The organism is Pseudoalteromonas sp. B62 (genome assembly GCF_037162565.1).
In the GTDB taxonomy this organism is placed as follows: domain Bacteria; phylum Pseudomonadota; class Gammaproteobacteria; order Enterobacterales; family Alteromonadaceae; genus Pseudoalteromonas; species Pseudoalteromonas fuliginea.
Genome location: NZ_JARLVB010000002.1, coordinates 3,556,747 through 3,577,968, shown reverse-complemented (window position 1 = coordinate 3,577,968; position 21,222 = coordinate 3,556,747). Strand labels below are relative to the sequence as shown.

12 protein-coding genes and 5 pseudogenes are annotated in these 21,222 nt (G+C 38.3%); 8 read left to right on the top strand and 9 right to left on the bottom strand.

Features of this window, described 5'->3' with window-relative positions; translation table 11 throughout:
• Positions 1–2: 2 nt before the first annotated feature.
• The 8 genes and pseudogenes from P4S71_RS20615 (at position 3) to P4S71_RS20580 (ending at position 12,176) form a co-directional block, all read left to right on the top strand.
• Positions 3–347 carry a cupin domain-containing protein gene (locus P4S71_RS20615; RefSeq protein ID WP_002962963.1) on the top strand — a complete coding sequence of 115 codons (345 nt, stop codon included), beginning with the start codon at positions 3–5 and terminating at the stop codon, positions 345–347.
• Positions 348–349: 2 nt separating this feature from the next.
• Positions 350–1,656 (top strand): annotated as a pseudogene (locus tag P4S71_RS20610) (MFS transporter).
• A gap of 74 nt (positions 1,657–1,730) precedes the next feature.
• Entirely contained in the window at positions 1,731–2,663 is a 933-nt protein-coding gene (locus P4S71_RS20605) for a sugar kinase (protein WP_337151417.1), read from the top strand.
• 230 nt (positions 2,664–2,893) lie between these two features.
• A complete protein-coding gene (eda, locus tag P4S71_RS20600; protein WP_337151416.1) occupies positions 2,894–3,511 on the top strand; it encodes a bifunctional 4-hydroxy-2-oxoglutarate aldolase/2-dehydro-3-deoxy-phosphogluconate aldolase in 618 nt (205 codons plus the stop codon).
• A 14-nt stretch (positions 3,512–3,525) separates the two neighbouring features.
• Positions 3,526–4,608: a class II fructose-bisphosphate aldolase gene (gene fbaA, locus P4S71_RS20595; RefSeq protein ID WP_337151415.1), complete on the top strand. Its 1,083-nt coding sequence runs from the start codon at positions 3,526–3,528 to the stop codon at positions 4,606–4,608.
• A pseudogene (locus P4S71_RS20590) lies at positions 4,605–5,566 on the top strand (class 1 fructose-bisphosphatase). The gene fbaA and the pseudogene P4S71_RS20590 overlap by 4 nt, the downstream one beginning before the upstream one ends.
• Positions 5,567–6,023: 457 nt before the next feature.
• A complete protein-coding gene (locus tag P4S71_RS20585; RefSeq protein ID WP_337151414.1) occupies positions 6,024–8,756 on the top strand; it encodes a poly(beta-D-mannuronate) lyase in 2,733 nt (910 codons plus the stop codon).
• Positions 8,757–9,141: 385 nt separating this feature from the next.
• Positions 9,142–12,176 (top strand): annotated as a pseudogene (locus tag P4S71_RS20580) (TonB-dependent receptor).
• Between the two features lie 282 nt (positions 12,177–12,458).
• Here the strand turns inward: P4S71_RS20580 and P4S71_RS20575 are convergent.
• From P4S71_RS20575 to P4S71_RS20540, 9 genes and pseudogenes are all read right to left on the bottom strand, one after another.
• Entirely contained in the window at positions 12,459–13,199 is a 741-nt protein-coding gene (locus P4S71_RS20575) for a FadR/GntR family transcriptional regulator (protein ID WP_008137413.1), read from the bottom strand.
• Positions 13,200–13,753: 554 nt separating this feature from the next.
• A pseudogene (locus P4S71_RS20570) lies at positions 13,754–14,220 on the bottom strand (OsmC family protein).
• 81 nt (positions 14,221–14,301) lie between these two features.
• Entirely contained in the window at positions 14,302–14,859 is a 558-nt protein-coding gene (locus P4S71_RS20565) for a GNAT family N-acetyltransferase (protein ID WP_337151412.1), read from the bottom strand.
• A 439-nt stretch (positions 14,860–15,298) separates the two neighbouring features.
• Positions 15,299–17,209, bottom strand: a complete 1,911-nt coding sequence (locus P4S71_RS20560) for an aminotransferase class V-fold PLP-dependent enzyme (protein WP_033016109.1) — start codon at positions 17,207–17,209, stop codon at positions 15,299–15,301.
• A 427-nt stretch (positions 17,210–17,636) separates the two neighbouring features.
• Positions 17,637–17,939, bottom strand: coding sequence for a tetratricopeptide repeat protein (locus tag P4S71_RS20555; RefSeq protein ID WP_337151411.1), 303 nt, complete (start codon positions 17,937–17,939; stop codon positions 17,637–17,639).
• A complete protein-coding gene (locus P4S71_RS20550) occupies positions 17,918–18,994 on the bottom strand; it encodes a tetratricopeptide repeat protein (RefSeq protein ID WP_337151410.1) in 1,077 nt (358 codons plus the stop codon). The genes P4S71_RS20555 and P4S71_RS20550 overlap by 22 nt, the downstream gene beginning before the upstream one ends.
• Complete coding sequence (locus tag P4S71_RS20545; RefSeq protein WP_337151409.1) at positions 18,939–19,472, bottom strand: hypothetical protein; 534 nt, start codon at positions 19,470–19,472, stop codon at positions 18,939–18,941. The genes P4S71_RS20550 and P4S71_RS20545 overlap by 56 nt, the downstream gene beginning before the upstream one ends.
• A gap of 234 nt (positions 19,473–19,706) precedes the next feature.
• Positions 19,707–19,982: pseudogene (locus P4S71_RS23215) on the bottom strand (hypothetical protein); the annotation flags it as partial.
• Positions 19,983–20,091: 109 nt separating this feature from the next.
• Entirely contained in the window at positions 20,092–20,973 is an 882-nt protein-coding gene (locus tag P4S71_RS20540) for an AbiJ-NTD4 domain-containing protein (protein ID WP_337151408.1), read from the bottom strand.
• Positions 20,974–21,222 lie beyond the last annotated feature (249 nt).

Here is a 21,222-nt window from a genome sequence, read left to right as displayed (position 1 = left end):
GGATGCAAAAGCAAAGCGCAAACTTTTCATTTGGTAACGAGACCGAAATAGAAGACTTAGGAAATGGTCTAAAACGTCAAATGCTAGGTTATAACGAAGAGCTAATGGCTGTTAAAATTTGGTTTGAGAAAGGGGCTATTGGTTATAACCATGCTCACAGACATTCTCAAGTAACGTATGTTGTTGAAGGTGAGTTTCACTTTAACATTGATGGCGTAACTAAAATCTTAAAACCGGGTGATAGCTGCTTAATCCCACCATTTGCTGATCATGGAGCTACCTGCCCAACAGGCGGAATCCTGATTGATACTTTTAGCCCAGCGCGTGAAGACTTTCTTGAGGATTAATTATGCAACTTAAAGGCTTACGTTGGTGGGTTATAGCGCTAATAGCGCTAGCTACCATTATTAACTATATCGACCGCCAAGCACTTAGTGTGCTTTGGCCGGACATTGTTGAAGATTTATTCCCTGATGAATCAGCATTAGAACGCAAACAAATATACGCTAATATTTCTATTGTGTTTGTATTTGCTTATGCATTTGGTCAGGCAATCTTTGGTAAAATATTTGACTGGGTGGGCACACGCTTCGGTTTTGTTTTATCGATAGGTGTTTGGTCTATTGCAACCGTTGCGCATGCATTTGCACAAGGTGTACTTAGTCTTAGTATTTTTCGCGCAATCTTAGGTGTAGCAGAAGCCGGTAACTGGCCTGGTGCAGCTAAAGGTAACGCAGAATGGTTCCCTACTAAAGAACGTGCTTTAGCACAGGGTATTTTTAACTCTGGCGCCGCAATTGGTGGCATTATTGCTATTCCTTTAATTGCTTATTTAACTATCTACTTTAGCTGGCAAATGGTGTTTGTTTTTGTTGGTGTATTAGGTTTTCTTTGGTTAGTGCCATGGTTAATTTTAGTTAAAGCGCCGCCTAGCTCTCACCCTTGGCTTACTGCCGAAGAACGTGAATATATCTTAACAGGTCAAAGACGTGTTGATGATAATGGCGATGTAACAGGCGAAGACGAAGAAGAATATAATCCTTCAACGGCTGAGCTACTTTCTCGTAAGCAAAGCTGGGGTGTAATTATTGCCTCTGCTGCGATTGACCCTATTTGGTGGTTATTTGTTTTTGGATACCTATTTACTTGAACGAAGTGTATGGCATGGATGTTAAGTCTATTGGTATATACGGTTGGGTTCCTTATGTTGGCGCTATGTTTGGTGCATGGTTTGGTGGCTTACTGGCACAAAATCGACTTAAAGCCGGATGGAATACAGATAAAACACGTAAGCTTACGATTACGCTAGGTTGTTTAATTATGCTGCCTGCGTTACTTGCAATGGCAAATCCAGGCGGGCCAACGACAGCGGTACTAATTATGGCTGTTATATTATTTGGTTTTCAAACTGCAATTGGTAACGTGCAAACACTACCAAGTGATTTGTTAGGCAAAAAAGCCGTGGGTACATTATCAGGTTTCTCTGGTATGGCGGCAAAACTTGGTGCTGTAGGCCTTACATCGCTTGTGCCTATTCTTACTGCTGATGGTAACTATACACCAGCATTTGTTATTGGTGCTTCTTTAGCCATTATAGCAATGGCAGCTGTTTGGATTTTAATTCCAAAAATAGAACCTCTTAAAAAGCCTCAATAATCTAGATAATAACTGCTGTGCCAACATATTTTGTATAAGTGCATAGCAGTTAACTACATAGGGTAACTTCCAAGATGAAAAATATTTACTTTATCGGTGAATGCATGGTCGAGCTTAGGGCTATGAGCGCGGCAACACTACACCAATCATTTGCAGGCGATGTTTATAATTCTGCAGTATATTTAAAACGTTGCTTCCCGCAGGTTACTACTTCGGTTGTTACGGCTTTAGGTCAAGATAATTTAAGTAAAAAAATGCTAGAACGCTTTGAGAGTGAACAAATAAATACGCAACTTGTATTTGCTCACGATACCAAGGTACCCGGCATGTACTACATAGAAACTGATGAGCATGGTGAGCGTAGCTTTATTTATTGGCGTAATGATTCTGCAGCTAAAAAGGTTGTTGATTTTTTAGATGCTGATGCACTCGAGCAGCTTAGCCAAGGTGATATGTTTTTCTTTTCAGGAATTTCATTAGCAATAATTGAAGAAAGTGCACGCGAGCAATTTTGGAAAGTTGTAAAGCAGCTTAAAGATGCTGGGGTTAAAGTAGTTTTTGATCCTAACTACCGAGCACGTTTGTGGAATAGTGTGGAGGAAACTAAAGAGCAATATCATTTAGCCTTTACGCTTGCAGATATTACCCTACCTGGCGTTGAAGATTTAACAACACTTTATGATGTACATAGCGTAGAAGCGGTTGTTGAATATTTAAAACCTTATCAAATTGAAGAAATTGTTGTTAAAAATGGCCCTGAATCGGTAGTGACAAAAGAGGGCGATACGCTTCAAAGCCACACTATTGTACCGGTAACAAACGTTGTAGATACTACATCAGCAGGCGATGCTTTTAACGGTGTTTATTTAGGTGCTCGTTTATCTGATAAATCCATTTCAAGTGCTGTACAACTTGCTGCAAAAGCAGCAGGTGCTGTTATACAACAGCCAGGCGCTATTGCTCCAAAAGATATATTTCAGCTAGCAATGGTTAAAGCTGGGATCTGATACCAATTTTATTAAAAACATGATCACCTTAGCGTATTAAATAACTCACTAACTATGTTAAAAATTATTTATATAGAACAACTATGTATCATAATTTTAGCCTTGTTATTGAGCTATTTTCTTGTCGCTATAATAGCTCATTAATTTAATGCAATTGGTATAACAAAATAATTAAACATTAACGGCCGCCATACCTCGGCCGCATTACTTTTTTATAAAGGAACAACGTTATGACTCGCTTTTCTGAACTTATGTCAGGACAAACACTGCTACCTATAATTCAAGCTGATACGCCAGAGCAAGGTGTTCAAATAGCGAAAGCTATGGCTAAGGCCGGCCTTACTTTAGTTGAAGTAGTGCTAAGAACAGATGCTTCTTTAGAAGCATTAAAAGCTATTAAGGCACAAGTGCCTGAGCTAAAAGTAGGTGCGGGAACGGTCATCAATACTGATATTTTGGAGCAAGCACTTGAAGCGGGTTCTGACTTTATTGTAACGCCAGCTGTGTCTCCTGTATTACTTGCCGCACTTGCTAAATGTAATGTACCGGTACTTCCTGGTGTATCAAACACAGGTGATATTTTAATGGCGCTTGAATATGGCTTTGAAGAGCAAAAATTATTCCCAGCATCGCTAGCCGGTGGAGCACCTTTTGTATCAGCTGTATCGTCAGTATTTAGAGCAGTCAGCTTTTGCCCTACAGGCGGTGTTAGCGAAAGTAACAAAATGGACTATCTTTCTTTAAATAATGTATTCGCCGTTGGCGGTACTTGGATAGCGAAGAAAGAATGGGTTGAGCAAGAAAACTGGCAAGCAATTACCGATTCTTGTATACAGGCTTTAAAATAGAAAGGATTGCATAAATGAATTATTTAGCCCCAACAATACTGCCAGGCGTAATCGTTGGCGATGAAGTAAGTGCTGTGTATGAGCATGCGCGTACTAATCAATATGCTTTGCCAGCGGTAAATGTTGTTAGTACAACATCTATAAATGCGACGCTAGAAGCTGCTAAAAAGAAAAACTCGCCCGTTATTATTCAGCTTTCTAATGGTGGAGCTCAATTTTTTTGTGGTAAAAGCTTATCTTTACCAGAGCAACAATCAGCGGTGCTTGGGGCGGTAAGTGCCGCAAGATACGTACACTCTGTTGCTGCGCATTATGAGGTGGCTGTGATGCTTCATACTGATCATGCTGCTAAAAAGCTTTTACCATGGATTGATGGCTTGCTTGATGAAGGTGAAAGACATTTTGAGTTAACTGGTAAACCACTGTTTAGCTCACATATGATTGATCTGTCAGAAGAGTCTTTAGAAGAAAATATTGAAATTTGTGAACGTTATTTAACGCGTATGGCAAAAATTGGTATGACGCTTGAAATAGAGCTTGGCTGTACGGGCGGCGAAGAAGACGGTGTTGATAATTCACATCTAGATAGTTCTGCTTTATATACTCAACCTGAAGATGTTGCATTTGCTTACGAGCGTTTAAGTCGTATTAGCCCTAACTTTATAATTGCGGCATCTTTTGGCAATGTTCATGGTGTATATAAACCGGGTAACGTTGTTCTTACGCCAACTATTTTAAAAGATTCACAAGCTTACGTATCAGAAAAATTTAATCTACCAAGCAACTCAATTAACTTTGTATTTCATGGTGGTAGTGGTTCTGAGTACAGTAAAATTGCAGAGTCTTTAACCTATGGCGTAGTGAAGATGAATATTGATACCGATACGCAGTGGGCGTGTTGGACAGGTATTTTAGATTACTACAAAGACAAGCAAGCATACCTACAAGGGCAAATTGGTAACCCTGACGGGGATGATAAGCCAAACAAAAAATATTACGACCCTCGCGTATGGCTGCGTCATTCAGAGCAAAGTATGGTTGCAAGGCTAGAGCAATGCTTTGACGATCTAAATTGTGTAAATAGGTATAGCGTATGAAAAGATTAAATACAGTATTGAAAGAAGACGGTGTAAATACCGACCTTATTTTACTTATTCGCACAATTTTAGCGACCAGTAAAGAGATAGCTTTTCGAGTAAGCCAAGGTGAATTAGCCGGTGTTTTAGGTTCAACATTGAATGAAAACGTTCAAGGTGAAGTTCAAAAAAGCTTGATGTAATCGCAAATCAACTACTTAAAGACATCCTACTTGACGATAGCAGCGTACGAGCAGTTGCATCAGAGGAAGAAGATCATGCGGTAGGTGGCCATCCTGAAGGTCAATTTATTGTTGCTTTTGACCCGCTAGATGGCTCTTCTAATATTGATGTTAATGGGCAAATAGGCACTATATTTACTATTTACTTAGCCCGTGATGATGTTCCTTTTGACAGCGACGAGCAATTTAGTCAGCCTGGTATAAATCAAGTATGTGCAGGTTATGTGTTATACGGCCCTTCATCATTACTTGTAATGAGCACTGGCGGGCCAACACGTTGTTATACATTAGACTCAACACACGGCGGTTACTTACTGACAAATAAGCTGTTAAGTGTGCCAGAGCAAAGTCGTGAATTTGCCGTTAATATGGCTAACTACCGTTACTGGGACGAACCAACACAAGTGTATTTTGATAAATTGCTATACACCTGTGAAAACTTCGAAAAAAGCTCAATCCGTTGGAATGCAGCGATGGTCGGCGACGTTCATCGTATTTTATGCCGAGGCGGTTTATTTTTGTATCCACAGGATAAACGTATCGGTAACGATAACGGAAAAATAAGACTGCTTTATGAAGCAAATCCGTTAGCACTTTTAGTTGAAAACGCAGGTGGCAAAGCAACCTCTAGAGGAGCGCGAATTTTAGATATTGCGCCAACTAGCTTGCATCAACGTGTGCCTGTTGCTTTAGGCTCGAATGAACCTGTGGAATTTTATAATAGCGCTATGTTATAAAACAGCACTCAACAAAAAAGGGGCAAGAAAATTGCCTTTTTTTACCCTTATTTTTCATTTTCTTTGTAAATAATCCTTTCTATGCAAATTCACTGCATTTCTTAATTTTTTATAGTCTTCAAGTAAGAATACTTCACATATTAAATAAATCTTATTTACTTAATCCCGAGTAAAACCAATTTTTTACTCTAAGGTTATGTATTTTCCTAGTAATTATGCACGATTGAATTCAATTTTGACTAGAAATAACAGCGTAGGGTTAACTGTATGTTCATTTATTGTTATTTAATTCGGTGGGTATAGTGGAAAAAGTTATTTTATTATGGTTATATTACCAAGTTGGTTAACAATTCATTTGCAATTTAGATGAATTTGGTAATAAGCGGACGATTTATTTGGTAACACACACAATAGATAGCCAAATATTAAAACTATAAATTTGGAGAATAGAGCCACCATGAAATTAAAACACTTTGCACTATGCGCTATTGCGATAGCAATAGTTGGTTGTGACACAGATTCAAACAATAATGACAACAACTTGGGCTCTATTGCTCTAACCGGAACAGTAACAAGTGGGCAAACATTAACAACGGCCGTTAGTGACCCAGATGGGATATCGGGTGAAATTACATATTTTTGGTATGCAGATGGGCAAGCTATTGAAGGGGCTAAAAGTTCATCATTTACATTAACGGATGACCAAATCGGCTTATCTATTACTGCACAAGCACTTTATACCGATGATGATGGCATTAATGAATCACATATCACAGAACCAACCGCAGATGTTGCCGCAATTGCATTCCCTGCAAGCTTAACCATTACGGGTGACGCGCTAGTTGGTTCGCAACTAACTGCCAATGTAGCTGACGAAAATGGTTTTGATGGCGATACAGTAACTTATAAATGGTTTGCGGATGATGTAGAAATTGCAGATGAAGTACTTTCAACGCTCACGTTGACAGACGCACAATTTGGTACGGTTATTACTGTTAGTGCATCTTTTGAAGATGATCGTGGGTTTGCTGAATCTGTTACTTCAGCCAGTACAGAGGTTGTAGCACGAACAAACTCAGAGGGTGAAGTGATAATTAGCGGCACGCCAACTGTTGGAAACACATTAACAGCAGAAATTAATGATACCGATGGAGCATCAGGAGATATTACTTATCAATGGTTTGCTGACGCACAAGAGATAGATGGCGCAATAGAGAGCACCTTTGCAGTTGATGCATCACTTTTAGGTCAAAAAATAAGTGTGCAAGTTGCTTATACAGATGATAATGGATTTATCGAGGATAATACATCAGAGGAAACAATTGCTGTTTCTGCTGTTGCGGTTGACGAAGCCGGTAGCGTAGCCATTATGGGAGTAGTGCCTTATTTAACAAGTGGTGAGTTAACCGCTGAGATAACTGATAACAACGGTGTTGAAGAGGCTAACGTTACTTATACTTGGTCTGCTGATGGCGTTGAAATAGCTGGCAGCAATAGTAAAACATTTACACCTTCTGCTTACGCAGGCTCAATAATGTCAGTTACAGCTACGTATACAGACAACGATGGCTTTGCAAGTAGCGCTACAAACTCACTTGACACAGTGGTTTACACACAATTAGTTACTAGCCCTGAAGCACTCCTTGGTGCTATAAGTGGCGGTTTAGCTGATGGCGATGTTATTGGCTTAAACACCGGTGTTTATGCTGATATGGACGCAATTTTATTAACCAGTGCAGTAACACTGCGCGCTGTAGAAGGGCAGAATCCGGTACTTAGCGGGGAAGTATGTGTACATGTTGCCAACGGCGTTGACGGCGCTGCATTAACAGGGCTTACCTTTAAAAACATAGACACTAAAGCGGGTGCATTTTGTGAAACCGAAGAAGAAACTGTAATTTACTCAGAGGGCGATAACTTTATATTTTCACAAAATACTATGGATGGAGAAGACACTTCACTTAATAACGCTAAATACAATTGGATAGTGTTAAAAGGTAAAGGCGCACTAGTGGAACGAAACACGTTTACTAACCGAAATACGGTAGAAGAAGGCTCTGTGATTAAAATGTCATCTTCAAGCTCTGATCACACTATTCAGTATAATTTATTCAGTGATAGTAATAATCCAAACTTTGCTGAATCAAGCTTACACCTAATTAATGCTGGTAATACAACGGGCGCTGACGCGGCAGAAAACGCTAATTTTACTATTCAATACAACAGGATAGAAAACTTTGTAACAGGGCGTCGTTTAATCAAAGTGCAAACATCTGGTGCAACTATCAAAGGCAATACAATTGTAAATCCTAATGGCGGTATTTCATTAGAAGATGGAGGATTTAACAGTGTCACAGATAATGTGATTATTCGTACTACGGATATTGCTAGCTCAGATGATAGACCGAGCGGTGTGTTAATTACACCACTTGGGCATACCGTTAGTAATAACTATATTGCAGGCATTCGCTCTGATAATAAAGAAGCGGGTGGCATAGTGTTTACAGCTAATCCCTTTTCGCAAGACGATGGCGGCGTACCAAAGTCAGGAAATCAAGCAGTGCTAAATGCTGCTGGTGACTTTACACTTAACGTTAAGAACAATACGGTATTAAACTCTCAACAACCCATAGTGTTCAGTACTGAGATCGGCTCTAAAGCACCAGCAAGTGATTGTGATGAGTTAACCGCAGTGAATGCGCCAGTGCTATATGGTCTAACCAAAAATGCGTTTGTTATCAACTTTGATGGAAATTTAATTGCAAACGGTTTAGGTGATCAATCTAGTAGCGATACAATTGCCAGTAGTGCATTAACACAAGGTTTATTTTACCCATATACACTTAGTAGTGACCATGCTTTTGAATATGACTGCGACTTAATTAATCATACTTCATCGGTATTAAGTAACAACTTTGGTTATACGGATAGTCGAGTATCAGGTGATGCAAGCGGCGACTGGGTTGAAATCAGAAAACTAAACGGTAATGGTGCATTTGATACTGATGGAGCTATCGACCAAGACCCAGCAACTAATAATAAAGAAGTGCTAGAGTATGTTACAGCAACAAGTACGCTAATAGAAACATCGCCAACTGGTGCGCAGGTTTTGGCTGGTGCTAGAGGCCTTTATTATATTCAAACTTCAGAAGTGGGTGTTGGATCTACTTGGAAAATACAAAACGATTAATTTGTAGTAAAACGTTTAATCGGTGTTTTGATTAAAAACTTACTAATTTTTTAGCCCCAATTTTGGGGCTTTTTATTTCCTCCCAAATACCCCCTCAAACCTGCGCAGCAGGTAAATTGACTCCCAATAGATAGACACGCCCAGACGCATGTTGCGTTTATAAGCAAATATTTTATTCGTAATACTTGTACCAACAACCTATTTTACCCCTTGGTAATGCCTATAAAATAGAATTGGTCTTAACGCTGGTAATATTTAAGTGTTAAATTGGTTGATCAAGTGACTTCAGTTGAGTATATTAAATACAGGATTCACATTCTATCTACACAAGCATAACAAGCGACACATAACTAAAACACACTACAACAACCAACGGAGAATTTTAATGTCGTTGAAGTCAGAAAATAATAATTCGATAGCGGGACCATTTGTACTAAGTCCAATAGCAAAATGGGTAAGAACAGCGGTAATTGCTGGTATGGCTGGTTCTTGTGCACTTACTGCGCAAGCTCAGGAAGCTGAAAAAAGGTTACTGAAGTTGAACCTGATGTTGAAATCATTAGCGTTACAGGTACACGTAAAACAATACAAGATCAGATTGCTATTAAACGTGAATCTACCACTGTAGTTGATGGCCTTTCATCAGAAGACATTGGTGATTTACCTGCACTGTCTATCGGTGAAGCGCTGGAATCAATTACAGGTGCTGCATCTCACCGTGAAAATGGTGGCGCAACAGAGATTACTATTCGTGGTCTTGGACCATTTTTAAGTGCTACTCATATCAATGGGCGTGAAGCAACCAATGGCGGTGGTGACCGCTCAGTTAACTTTTCACAGTTTCCATCAGAGCTCGTAAAAAAGTAGCTATCTATAAAACGCAAGATGCATCTATGATTGAAGGTGGTGTTGCAGGTGTTATTGCTCTTGAAACCGTAACCCCTCTTGATTTTGGTAAGCAACGCGTATCAGGGAAGTTAAATTAAACTATAACCCTGATGAAAGTAATGTAGAAAACTCATTACAAAGCGATTTAGGTTATCGTGGTACGTTTAGTTATGTAGACCAGTTTGAATTTGATAACGGCCAAGCCGTTGGTGTGTCTTTTGGTGTACAGCGTCAAGATATTAGTCAACCAGAAGCTGAATATAGAAGCTCAAGCCCGTCAGGCTCTTCATTATGGGCGTGTTTAAACGATCCTAACAATACCAATGAAGGTTTTTATCGTAGCAGCGCAGGTGACTGTGAAGATCAAGTTAGTGGCGGTAGTAACCAAGGTTACGATACAGATATTGATTCTGAAACCGGCAAAGCAAAAAGTGATGGTACGCCTTATGCGTGGACTGGCAGTAGTCGCAGTTTTCGTCAAAATGAAACATCGGATGAGCGTGACGCAGTATTTTTTGCATTGCAATACCAGCCTTCAGATGCGTGGGATATTAATTTTGATACGCAAATTTCAGACAGGACACAAAAAGAAGCTCGCCACGATTTAATTTTTTACAAAAACGCGCAACACCAGGTATTACTGGCCCCACACTTGTTACTAACGATGTAGGTGGTATTTTACATTGGGAAGGCGAGGAGCGCATTGAGTCAGCGGGTGAGCAATTTTCTCGTGAAGAGAACTACCAAGGTTATGGTTTAAACATTGAACATAATGTAACTGACCGATTAACGGTTAATCTTGATTTAGCGTATTCAAAAACAGATCGTGAAGAACTACAAATTTCAAACCGCGGTAGAACATCGGATCGTAATTTCTTCTCTTGGGATTTGGGCGATGAAATTCCTCATTTCACATTAACGGATTTTGATGTTACAGATATTTCTAATTTTACTGACAGTTTAAGAACACGTTTAGATCGTGAGAATGTTCGCGAAAATGTAATAAAATCAGCGCGTTTGGATTTTGATTATGAATTAGATAGTGGTATGTTCACTAAAATTGAAGGGGGTATCAGAACATCTGAGCTTTCTTTCATACAATTCGGTGGCAGCCAAGGTAATGGTTCAAGAAACGAATACACAGTAGGTGACGATACAGCACTTGAGATTCTGCAAGGCTGTCAAATTGACTTCCCTGAATCAGACTTTTTATCAAGCGTGTCTGATGGCAACATTGTAACCAATGTTGATAGTGATGGTAACGTTATTGGTTCAGGTACAGGTGCTTCGTGGGCAACCTACGACAACGTCTGTTTTTCGCAAGCAGTTGCAGCAACTGATGCCGATTACAACGGTGTGTTCGCCTATCCTGACGTTGAATACCAAAATACTGGTACTGTCGATGTAACGGAAAAAACCACTTCAGCGTATTTAATGGCTAGTTACGATACAGAGATGTTTGGTAAATTTATACGTGGTAACTTTGGTCTTCGTGTAGTAGATACTGAAGTAACATCTGTTGGCTTCAGAACAGATTATTCTGTTGGTACGGATGCAGACACTGGATTTCTTGAATTGGTATCAGATTCTACAACACTTGATAAAATTCAAAGCGGCTCTAGTTATACCAAATATTTGCCTAGCTTTAACTTAGTTGTAGATTATAGCGAAGATATATTATTGCGTGCGGGTATTTACCGTGGTATGTCTCGCGCAGACCCGTCAGATTTGAGCTATAACCGTGAATTTTCAACGAACAGTAACGATGATGGTGCAGCCACTTCACTTTCTGATTTAGTAGTAGGTGTAAACGGTTCTGGTAACCCTGCTACTCAGCCATTAATGTCATGGAACTATGATGCGGCGGTGGAATGGTATCCGAATGAAGATTCGATTGTAGCGTTTAGTCTATATTACAAACAGTTCCAAGGCGGTTTTGAAAAACAAACTATTTTAGAAGAGTTTATAATAGATGGCGAAAGTATATCTCTGCCTATTACTAACTCTGTTACATCAGACGATGACAGCGAAATAGTCGGTCTTGAAGCTTCGTTTTCTTACCGCTGGGATAATGGCTTAGGTGTAAAGTTTGGTTATAACTTCGCTGACACTGATTTTGAATTTGAAGATAGCTTATACGGTGATACATTCACTACTGACCTTGATGGTAATACAACACAATTAACGGAAGGTATTGTTGAGCCAGGTTCAGTTCCTGGTTTTTCTAAGCATGTATTTAGTAGTCAACTTTACTACCAAATTGGCGACTTCGATACTGCGGTTATTTACAAATACCGTAGTGAGTATTTCCAACCTTATACAAGTAATGGTACCCGTTTACGCTATGTTGACGCTGTAGGTGTGTGGGAAATGCGTGCATCGTATAAAATCAATGAGCACTTTAGAATCAAAGCTGAGGCAATTAACTTATTTAGTGCACCTAAATCACAAGACTTCTTTGTTGAAGATAATTTAGGTGAAGTGAATGATTATGGCCCACGTTTATTCTTAGGCATGAGCTTTAAACTTTAAACTATAAAGTTAAAAATAGAAAAGGCGGTTTACCGCCTTTTTTCTATTTTTATCATTCTAAAGCTAGGTGAGTTTGTGTATTAACTAAGCTGAACTCTGATTAAGAGATTTATTATACCAATCTGCTTATATATGGGTCTATTTAACGTTAAAAATTACGCTGAACTAGGCAAAATTTTTGTATTTTGTTCTAAATGAAAAACTTTTAACGACGTTATAGTGCAATTTAATTCGTTAACTTGCTCAAATATTTATGCAAGTTAGTATTATTCAGAGTTCAGGTTATTTAGTTAAGTGAGAAATTGAATAAAGCCCACGAGTTTCATCTGTTTTTCGTCTTACTTCTTCCAATGCTTTAGCTTCACTTGCTTCAAATAATGCATTGATCAATCTATTAAAGTGATTATGCATCGCCTTTCTTGCGGCGGATGGGTTTCGATCAGCTATTGCATCATAGATAGTGGTGTGCTCAGCCAAACGCTGATTTATATTTTGCGAACAAACACCTTGGTGAGCTAATAATATTTGTGGCTCTGAGCGTCGTAACTTCCAAAAGTTATTAATGGTAAGTGCTAGCGCTTTATTACGAGTTGCTTGTGCGATAATTTCATGGAAAAGTTGATCTGCTTCATCAGCTTTGTCAGAAAATTCCATGTCTATTAGTGTTTGCTTAAGTGCTTGTAGCTCACTATCTGAAATTTTAGAGGCTGCTAGAGCTGCAGCTTCTGATTCGACTAATGCGCGTGCCTGAGTTAGTTCAAATGCACTTATTGGGGGAGTTAAAGACGCTGTTTTTTTGCTACTAGTAACAAATACACCCGATCCAGTTTTTACTTCAACGCGCTTTCTAACTTCCAGCGCAATAATAGCTTCACGAATAGTAGGGCGACTAACATCGTAAACTTCTGCCATTTCACGCTCTGCAGGCAAACGGCCACCTACTGGATAAATACCTTGATCAATTAAGGCTTCTAGTTTTTCTACAACCATCCAGAAACGTCTGCGCTTTTTAACATTTTGCATTGCTTAATCTCTCAAAGTGGGGAGGTTTTGTTAACTTTAAACTCAAATTTTATGCTGCTTACAACGTAAAGAAACACAGTTAAAGCTTGGCATAATTAATTTTTATTATAAATACGAAATTTTAGTAGTCAAAATAATAAGTATTAGTCTAACTGTAAGCCAAGGAATTATCTTATTTTTCTTTTAAAACAGAGCATAAGCTAATTTACGATTTTTTGTTATTGATAAAACTTTATTTTATGGCGTTTTGTCTTTAAATTCACATAAATCGTATAATCCGACAACAATCTTGCTTACAGGCAAGAGGGTGTATGGTAAGTACAATACTCATCAGTGTTGTATATAAGCTGGTTAATACTACACAGGCTACTTTGTAAACTTTAACAGCATTTTTACTCAAGGCGAAGTTAGCACGATAAAATGCGAAAATATGCATGTTTCAGTGATTACAGGCCAGTACATAGTCTCAAAATAGCAGTGGATAAACTCATTAACCCGACAGTTAAAACGACTAAAAAGAGTCATGAGTTGTCGGTAGTATCTAAACTTACTAGTTAAACTGAAATTTCCGTAACAACTTCAGTTTTTACAGAATTAGCTATAAAACATTGCTCATGGGATTGATGATGCATTTTCTCAAGTTGCTCCATTGTTGGTTTCTTATCGCCTGAAAACTGAACATGTGGTTTAAGTGTGACTTTAGTCATTGAAATTTTACCATCACTATCTTTTTCCATAATACCAACAGCCTCGTCTACATATGAGTCAACTACATACTTTTTTTGGCGGCAATAGATAAAAAGAATAACATGTGGCAACTAGAAAGTGATGCAACAAAAGCCTCTTCGGGATCGACATTTTTTTCAATTGAATAAGGTAATGGAACAACATGAGGGGAAGATGAAGCTAGTACGGTTTGACCGCCATCGAAAATCCATTTATGCCCACGGCTATATTTATTATCAATATAACTTTCATTATTTTCTCTTACCCAATTAATTTTGGCAAAATATTCTGACATATACACTCCATGTTGATGGACGTAGCCTAAGGGATAACTTAAATAGCCTCAACGTCTTGTGAATAAAAATTGTAAACATATTTATATAGGACTGAACTCTGAACGGAGTAAGCCGAAGCACTTGAGGTCATGAAATTTATTTTTCCAAAACCCACACTCACGTCGAAGTCCTTCTTCTTTAAATCCAAGCCGCAATAATAATGATTCAGATGCGATATTTTCGGGTATCGTATCAGCCTGAATTCGGTTTAACTTCTCACAAGCTAATATTCCAGAAAAACCAGCATCAACAATTGCGCGGACTGCTTCCACAGTATAGCCACATCGCCAAAATTGAGGGTGTAGCTCGTAACCAATTACAGCATTACGCATTTTACTGTTCCACGAATTAAACCCGCAAGTGCCTATCAATTGTCCTGTTGGTTTTAATCGGATGGCCCATCTGATGCCTTGCTGTTCGTGGTATCTTTTATTAAAAAGGTTAATCAAATTAGCAGCTTGATTGTGTTCACGAAAAACATCTAAATCATAGTATTCGATTACAGATGGGTTAGAAAATAAATTGAACAACTCAGCTTCATCTTCAACACGAAGCTCTGTGAGTAATAGCCGATCAGTTTCAAGTGATGGAAATACCATCTAAATTCCTTTTATAATAAATTAATCGCACATGTATCTGTTGATGCTGCGCTCATGCTTTTAGTTTTCTTTAGTGTCAATGTCAGGCCAGTTTTTGGCTGTGTTCACTCGCTGCGAGCTATAACAAGTTTGTGGTTTGTACCTACGCATAACCAACCCTGTATGGCTCAGATATTGATCATCCCCAATACGAACCCAGCCAGACTCCCATCTATACATTGAACCGTATACCAAAAGGCATCGATTATGTCGTTAATGGCGGTTATAAACTCGAAGTCATAAACATTAATGATATTAAAGTGGAACAACTGTTAATTACGCGCTTGCATTAAATTATCGGTGTAATCTGGAATTATCACTCATACAATAACGCTTCATACAGCAGCAATGTCTTGCGACATTACTGCCCAGCGATAACGATAGTACTAAACGAATACCGTTACTTCTTAACCTTTCCCTTAAGTACATAAATTTCACCATCAAAACTGCCTTGAATTGTCAGCCCTTGGCTTGCCAATTCCTGCAAATATTCAATGTGATCTTCAGTAATATGCTGGCCCGGCACTAAAAGCGGAATACCTGGCGGATATGGGGTAACTAAACCAGCGCAAATGCGGTTGTTACTTTTGCTAATAGGCACCGATTCGCGCTCGCCATAAAAAGCATCGCTTGGAATACACGCTAGATCGATGGCGGGTAAATTTTCTGGTAAGCGGGCTCTGCGCGTCGATTTCGACAGCTTCACTTTGCCCCCATCTAGCTTTTTCAATGCATTGTACAAACGAATTATTTTCGAACGTGTGCCGCCAAGCGTGAGTAAAACCAAGATAGTGCTGTGCGTGTATTTTTCTATTTCTAGACCAATTTCGTCCAGTAAATATTTATGAATATCTTTTAATGAATAAGGTAGCTCACTAATATCAATGAGTATTTTTAACGGGTCGTGGCCCATGTTATCACCGCTAAAGTGCGGAAATATATCCATAAAGTCTTGCTTACCTAGCACTTTAATGTGCTTGAGCGACGCCATCTGTTGTTTAAATTCGTCAACATGATTTAGCAGCGCATTGAGCAACTTATAGCCTTCCATCTCTAATTGCTTTTGGCATACATCAAGAGACGCAATAAGCTGATATTTGGGCGATGTGCTGGCGTAGATACTGTAAATATCTCGAAAAAAATCAGCATCAAAATCGGGGTCGTTAATATGGATATAAGACGCCTGAGAAAATGCCGAAACTACTTTGTGTGCGGAATGCGTAATGTAGTCGGCCCCAGCATGTATTGCAGAATAATAGCGAAAGCTAGGATGAAACAAAGAGTATGCAAACCATGCCTCGTCAATAAACACCTTAATACCATATTGATGAGCGTAATCTACGACTTGCTTCAGGTCGCTAAGCAGGCCATCGTAAGTACAACCTGTAAGCACCAGTAATTTAGCATCAGTATTGTTTTCAATTGCTAACTTTATGTCGGCCAACGACGGTGGCGCGAAAATTCCATATTTTGGATTTAAAATACTCGCCAAATAAATGGGGTAACTGGCAGATTGCAAAATGCCATAGTGGACTGATTTATGACAATTACGGTCAACAATTACTTTATCTCCCTTACGCAGGAGTGTTTGTAAAATAATTTTATTTGAGGTGGACGAGCCGTTTGTAACAAAGTAGGTGTGCTTAACTTCAAACGTTGCCGCTGCTGATTCTTGAGCGCGACCAATAGTATTCGTGCTGTCTGACAATGAGCCTAGCGAATCTACCGACACCGACAGGTCGCCAACAAATACATTGCGGCCATAAAACTGATAAAAATCTTTAATATAAGGAGAGTTTCTAAAGCTAGAACCTCCGCTATGCCCCGGTGTGTGCCATGAATCGTTTGACTCGCCCACATAACGACGATACGCCGTCCAAAATGGCGTTTCCGAACGGTCGTCAAAATCGTTGATCATATAACCTAAAATTGCTTCAGGGTCAGAAATTACTTCATCTTTAAAGAAAAACGATTCAATTTCTTCTGACTCGTTAACGATTTCCAGCCCTTTGGTGTCGTCGCCAACAACATAAACCGGCAGCTCAAGACGAATAGCCTTTAACTCTTCAATAAAGCGGCTATACATACGCTCACCCACTTTATTGTGCATATCCCAGCTTAGAACCACGGCTTGAATATCACCATCTTCCGCTACATGTTCCAACGCGCGTTTAAGCTCAAGGCATTCAATAATATCGATATGAATATCATCACGCTCAAAGTTAGGAATAGTCTTTGACAGATTCGTTGAAAGCCCTTGTAAAGTGGTTGGGTCTTGCTCAATTATCAAGATACGAAGTAGAGGTAGCATAGAGGTTTTCGCAATAAGATTTATAATGCTCAATAGCATAACCAAAGGAGTGTAACTTGTGAAATTAATACTTTGATAATGTTCTAATAATTGGGCTGTTTCATTGGCTACTACAAATAAGAGGCGCAATGAAATTCATGTGTTTTCTGTTTCCATCGTAAGCAAAAAGATTTTGATCATTATCAACGGTAATATACTTCCTTTTAAGTTTTATACCACTACAGTATAAAAATTATACCTATTTGATGGGCAGTTTTCTGCCAGTGTAGGTCGAATAAGCGAAGTGCCATCCGACACAGTAAAATACCTTGCCAATTATTATCAATATTTTATGTTGTCGAGTGGTTGAAGAGTGCCAGTTGCAGACACTCATAACCTTAGTCACTTGTTAGCTTTGCGCTATTATAACCTGTTAAAGCCATACGAATTACACATTATTTAAAGAGTTTAGCGCAATTAATCGTCGTTCCTTACCTGAGCTGTCACCTAGTGAAATGGCTATCTCTATACTTTTATCTAAATGCATTGCGGCATACTTAAACTCCCTAGACAGCACGAAATACTCGGCAATATTCTCATGCCACTTCCCTTGCCCAATATTATCACCACACTCAATAGCAATAGAAAGAGCGTCATTCATTGCTACAAATGCTTTTTGTAATTTACCTTGACGAAGGTACATAATTCCTAAGTTTCCTGTCCATACACCTATATTGAAAGTATGGTCCATTTTTTTGCTATATTTAAAGCCTCTTTATAATTGATTTCTGCTTTTTTGTAACAGTTAAAATGATGGAAGTAAATATTCCCCAAATTCCCTATACTCCAACCAACATCTGTAACACTACCAATAACTTTGAATAATTCGGAGGCCTTTAAAAAATGAGTTTCTGCACTCTTATATTTTTCTATTGCTTTATATGAAATACCTATCTCCATATGCACTTTTCCACGAAAAATCATGTCAGATATAGAACAAAGTTTCAAAGATTTTGTTAAATTAAAAAGAGACTCTTCAAAATTACTCTGATTCCTCTCACTTACACCTAAATTCCTTAGATGCAGACTCATCATTTTTTTGTCTTTAATTGATTTTGCTATTTTAAATCCTCGCTCTGAATATAATTTAGCTTGCTTGGGATTAGAAGACGCATAGAGAAACGCTAGATGGTTGAGCGCCATACATTCAATTTCTAGATCGTGTTCTAAGATAGAAATTTTTAAGGATTCTTCATAGTAAGGAATCGCACTTATCTTTTGAGAAGCATTATTTAGTAGTTCACCTGAGATAAAGTATGAAAAAGCATTGGATTTAATGGAGTTAAATTGTAAAGCCCATGATTCGATAAGTTTCGATACTTTATCTTGAAATTCAGTTAACTGCTTATTGGATAAAGCACAGACCCGCGAGCTAAAATATTTATCCGTTTGATGAGCTAGCTCGTCTATTACAAAATCTGTATTTGCTTGGATTAAAGCCCCTTTTGCATTAGGGTGATAAAATCCTTTAAAATCCCCAAGGTTTTCACTAAAAACCAAGGAGTCTAGTCTGTTCTTTGAATGTTCGTGATTAAGGTGATAAATTTTGTTTTTACAACTACCCCTTTTAAACATTGGGGTTAAGTCAAATACATCTGAGCAACTGTAACCCATAACTAATACTGCTTCATGTTGAACAGATGAAACGAGGTGCTCAACTATTCTCTCTCTTGGTGAAATAGCAGCTTTTTTAGCTACCTTTTCTATGGTTATAACAAGATCTTCTTTTTCTTGAGATACAACCATGTATTTTAATTAATACTGGCAGCACACCTTCTAAATCTATCGACATGAAATCACTATCACTTCTAGCCACCAGATAGTCTTTACCTTCTACCATCCCTTCAAATTCAAGAGCTTGCTCTATATGTTCAGTGAAGTTTGTTGTCACTACTGTTTTTATATAGCCACACTTAATGGCTTTTGCAATAATATAATGATTCTTATTTGGTTTTCCAATATTGAATATCTCAAGTAAGTGATCAATGTTGCTATGTTTTCCTAGTATGCTAAAAAACGCTTCAAATGGCATGTTTGACATATTCAATAAAAAATCATTATCTTCAGCTGAAAAAGGTAGTTGGGACAATATTTTTGTCATTATCCCGTGTTCCCCTTTCACTAACGGCACACCCGAATAAAAATCTAAACCAGCTCCAAAAAATATAGCTAATTTACTGTTTTTTATTAAATTTGATATTTCAAAAATATTTTCTGATTTCATAATTATGTCAATAGACTAAAAGTTTAATTGAGGGGCTAGAAAAGCTAACGAGCCTGTAGATTAACTCGTTTTTTATTTATGAATAAACCATAGCTGAGTTCCTATTTGGGTTCAATCGATTACTGTATTTTTCATCGAATATAAAAAGCTGGTTTAGTGTTGTTTTAATTGGCGTTTGGAAGGGATTACGGGTGTTTGAGTGGCTTTTATTTAGAGTAAAAAGGCTTCCCCTTCTCAGTGCATTGTGTTTTGCAGCTTTTCTATATTATGAGCAAGACAATACAGTTGCTGCAGCTTCAAGTAAGGCATTCACTTTCATTTGACCTCGTAGGGTCAGTTTGTTCATCCCTTTATTCCCGTAATATACCGCTTTTTATTTAAAGGAAAGCCGGTTCAATACAGCCTAGTCGTTTGCCATTCTTTAATAAACAGCTATCGTCGTCCGATTGGGCTGTCTATTTTTACTTTCATTTTGTCTACATAGCTCTGCTTTTTTAATGATTCATTATTTATAGCAATGCACACTTCATGCTGTTTTTATTGGCTTTTTTCGCAATAATTAGGATGGGTGTCATCCTGATTTCATTTTGTCCTTATTTAATTTCTTATTAGCAGTCAATTACGACTTTCTAGAAATTATCGTTCTTATAAATGCAGCTGACATATGTAACGCTAATTCTGCATCCATCTCGCCAACGCCTGATATTTTATTACTACCATGCCTTACCGCTGGTTCAGCATTTGTATATGCATAAAACTTCTCAAAAACTGTTACAAGCATAGGAGAAATAAGTTGCTCCCTTTTCATTGCCTTTAGTGCATCACCTAGCGTAGAGCATTTGGGATAGATAGTTTTACAAACACTCTCAACTGCACTTACGGACTCTTTAATTGAATTCTCAGGATCCTTACTTGGGCTCAATATATAAGATCGAGCTTTGGAATAATGGACTCTTGCGGGTTCAAATTTATCCTGCAAAGTAGAGTCTATAGCAGATACTCTTGTTTCAAGATCTTTGGGAAGTGGGGTCTCTAATTTACCAGCATCATTTAATTTCCACTGAATTTTATGCTGTGAAAATAAATCATTTACCTTTTGCCTATATGACGGAAACATAAATAATTCGAATCGCGAGTTTTCCCATGCTGAACTGTACTCTATTTCCTGTTCTTTAATCTTTATCGCTGTAATTTCAACAAAGTCATAAAATTGATACCATTCGAGATTCATAAGTCTGGATTTCAATGCATCCCAACATGTCCATGAGTCAAAATCTTCGGAGTCAGTTTCGTGCCCATTTTCTGCACATAACCTTTCAATTAAGTCTTTAACTCCCAGCGGTTTTGATTCTTCATTCTTTTGACGGCTATCACCATCAATATAAAGGAGAGGCTCCAAAACATTAATAAAGAAAAGGCTTTTCAACCAATTTGGGGCTTCTTCGCTAATTGGTTCATTTTTATACTCTGGGTCAAAACCAAATCTATGGGAAAACTTCATACCTTTCCTTAACGACTAATATTTTAGTATTAATACGATACGCAGTTTGTGTTGCATAATCGCTTGTTGGGCTGAGTCGTTACCTGTTCGATGTGTCAGGATAGGTGTTGTTTAAGCTATGGGAGTTTGCTTTTAGAGGTTTTAGCTAAATCAGCTTACTTATTTCCCTACATTGCTCAGCGTTAACTATGTATCCATTACACCTAAATTCTGCTCAATAAGCAATTACATTTGGTCAATCTCAATGAC

Coding starts and splice junctions, on each gene's coding strand:
- fbaA (WP_337151415.1), top strand. CDS start 3,526: ATGAATTATTTAGCCCCAACAATACTGCCAGGCGTAATCGTTGGCGAT.
- P4S71_RS20565 (WP_337151412.1), bottom strand. CDS start 14,859: ATGGTATTTCCATCACTTGAAACTGATCGGCTATTACTCACAGAGCTT.
- P4S71_RS20540 (WP_337151408.1), bottom strand. CDS start 20,973: ATGAAGTTTTCCCATAGATTTGGTTTTGACCCAGAGTATAAAAATGAA.
- P4S71_RS20550 (WP_337151410.1), bottom strand. CDS start 18,994: ATGGTTGTATCTCAAGAAAAAGAAGATCTTGTTATAACCATAGAAAAG.
- P4S71_RS20560 (WP_033016109.1), bottom strand. CDS start 17,209: ATGCTACCTCTACTTCGTATCTTGATAATTGAGCAAGACCCAACCACT.
- P4S71_RS20615 (WP_002962963.1), top strand. CDS start 3: ATGCAAAAGCAAAGCGCAAACTTTTCATTTGGTAACGAGACCGAAATA.
- eda (WP_337151416.1), top strand. CDS start 2,894: ATGACTCGCTTTTCTGAACTTATGTCAGGACAAACACTGCTACCTATA.
- P4S71_RS20545 (WP_337151409.1), bottom strand. CDS start 19,472: ATGAAATCAGAAAATATTTTTGAAATATCAAATTTAATAAAAAACAGT.
- P4S71_RS20575 (WP_008137413.1), bottom strand. CDS start 13,199: ATGCAAAATGTTAAAAAGCGCAGACGTTTCTGGATGGTTGTAGAAAAA.
- P4S71_RS20555 (WP_337151411.1), bottom strand. CDS start 17,939: ATGGACCATACTTTCAATATAGGTGTATGGACAGGAAACTTAGGAATT.
- P4S71_RS20585 (WP_337151414.1), top strand. CDS start 6,024: ATGAAATTAAAACACTTTGCACTATGCGCTATTGCGATAGCAATAGTT.
- P4S71_RS20605 (WP_337151417.1), top strand. CDS start 1,731: ATGAAAAATATTTACTTTATCGGTGAATGCATGGTCGAGCTTAGGGCT.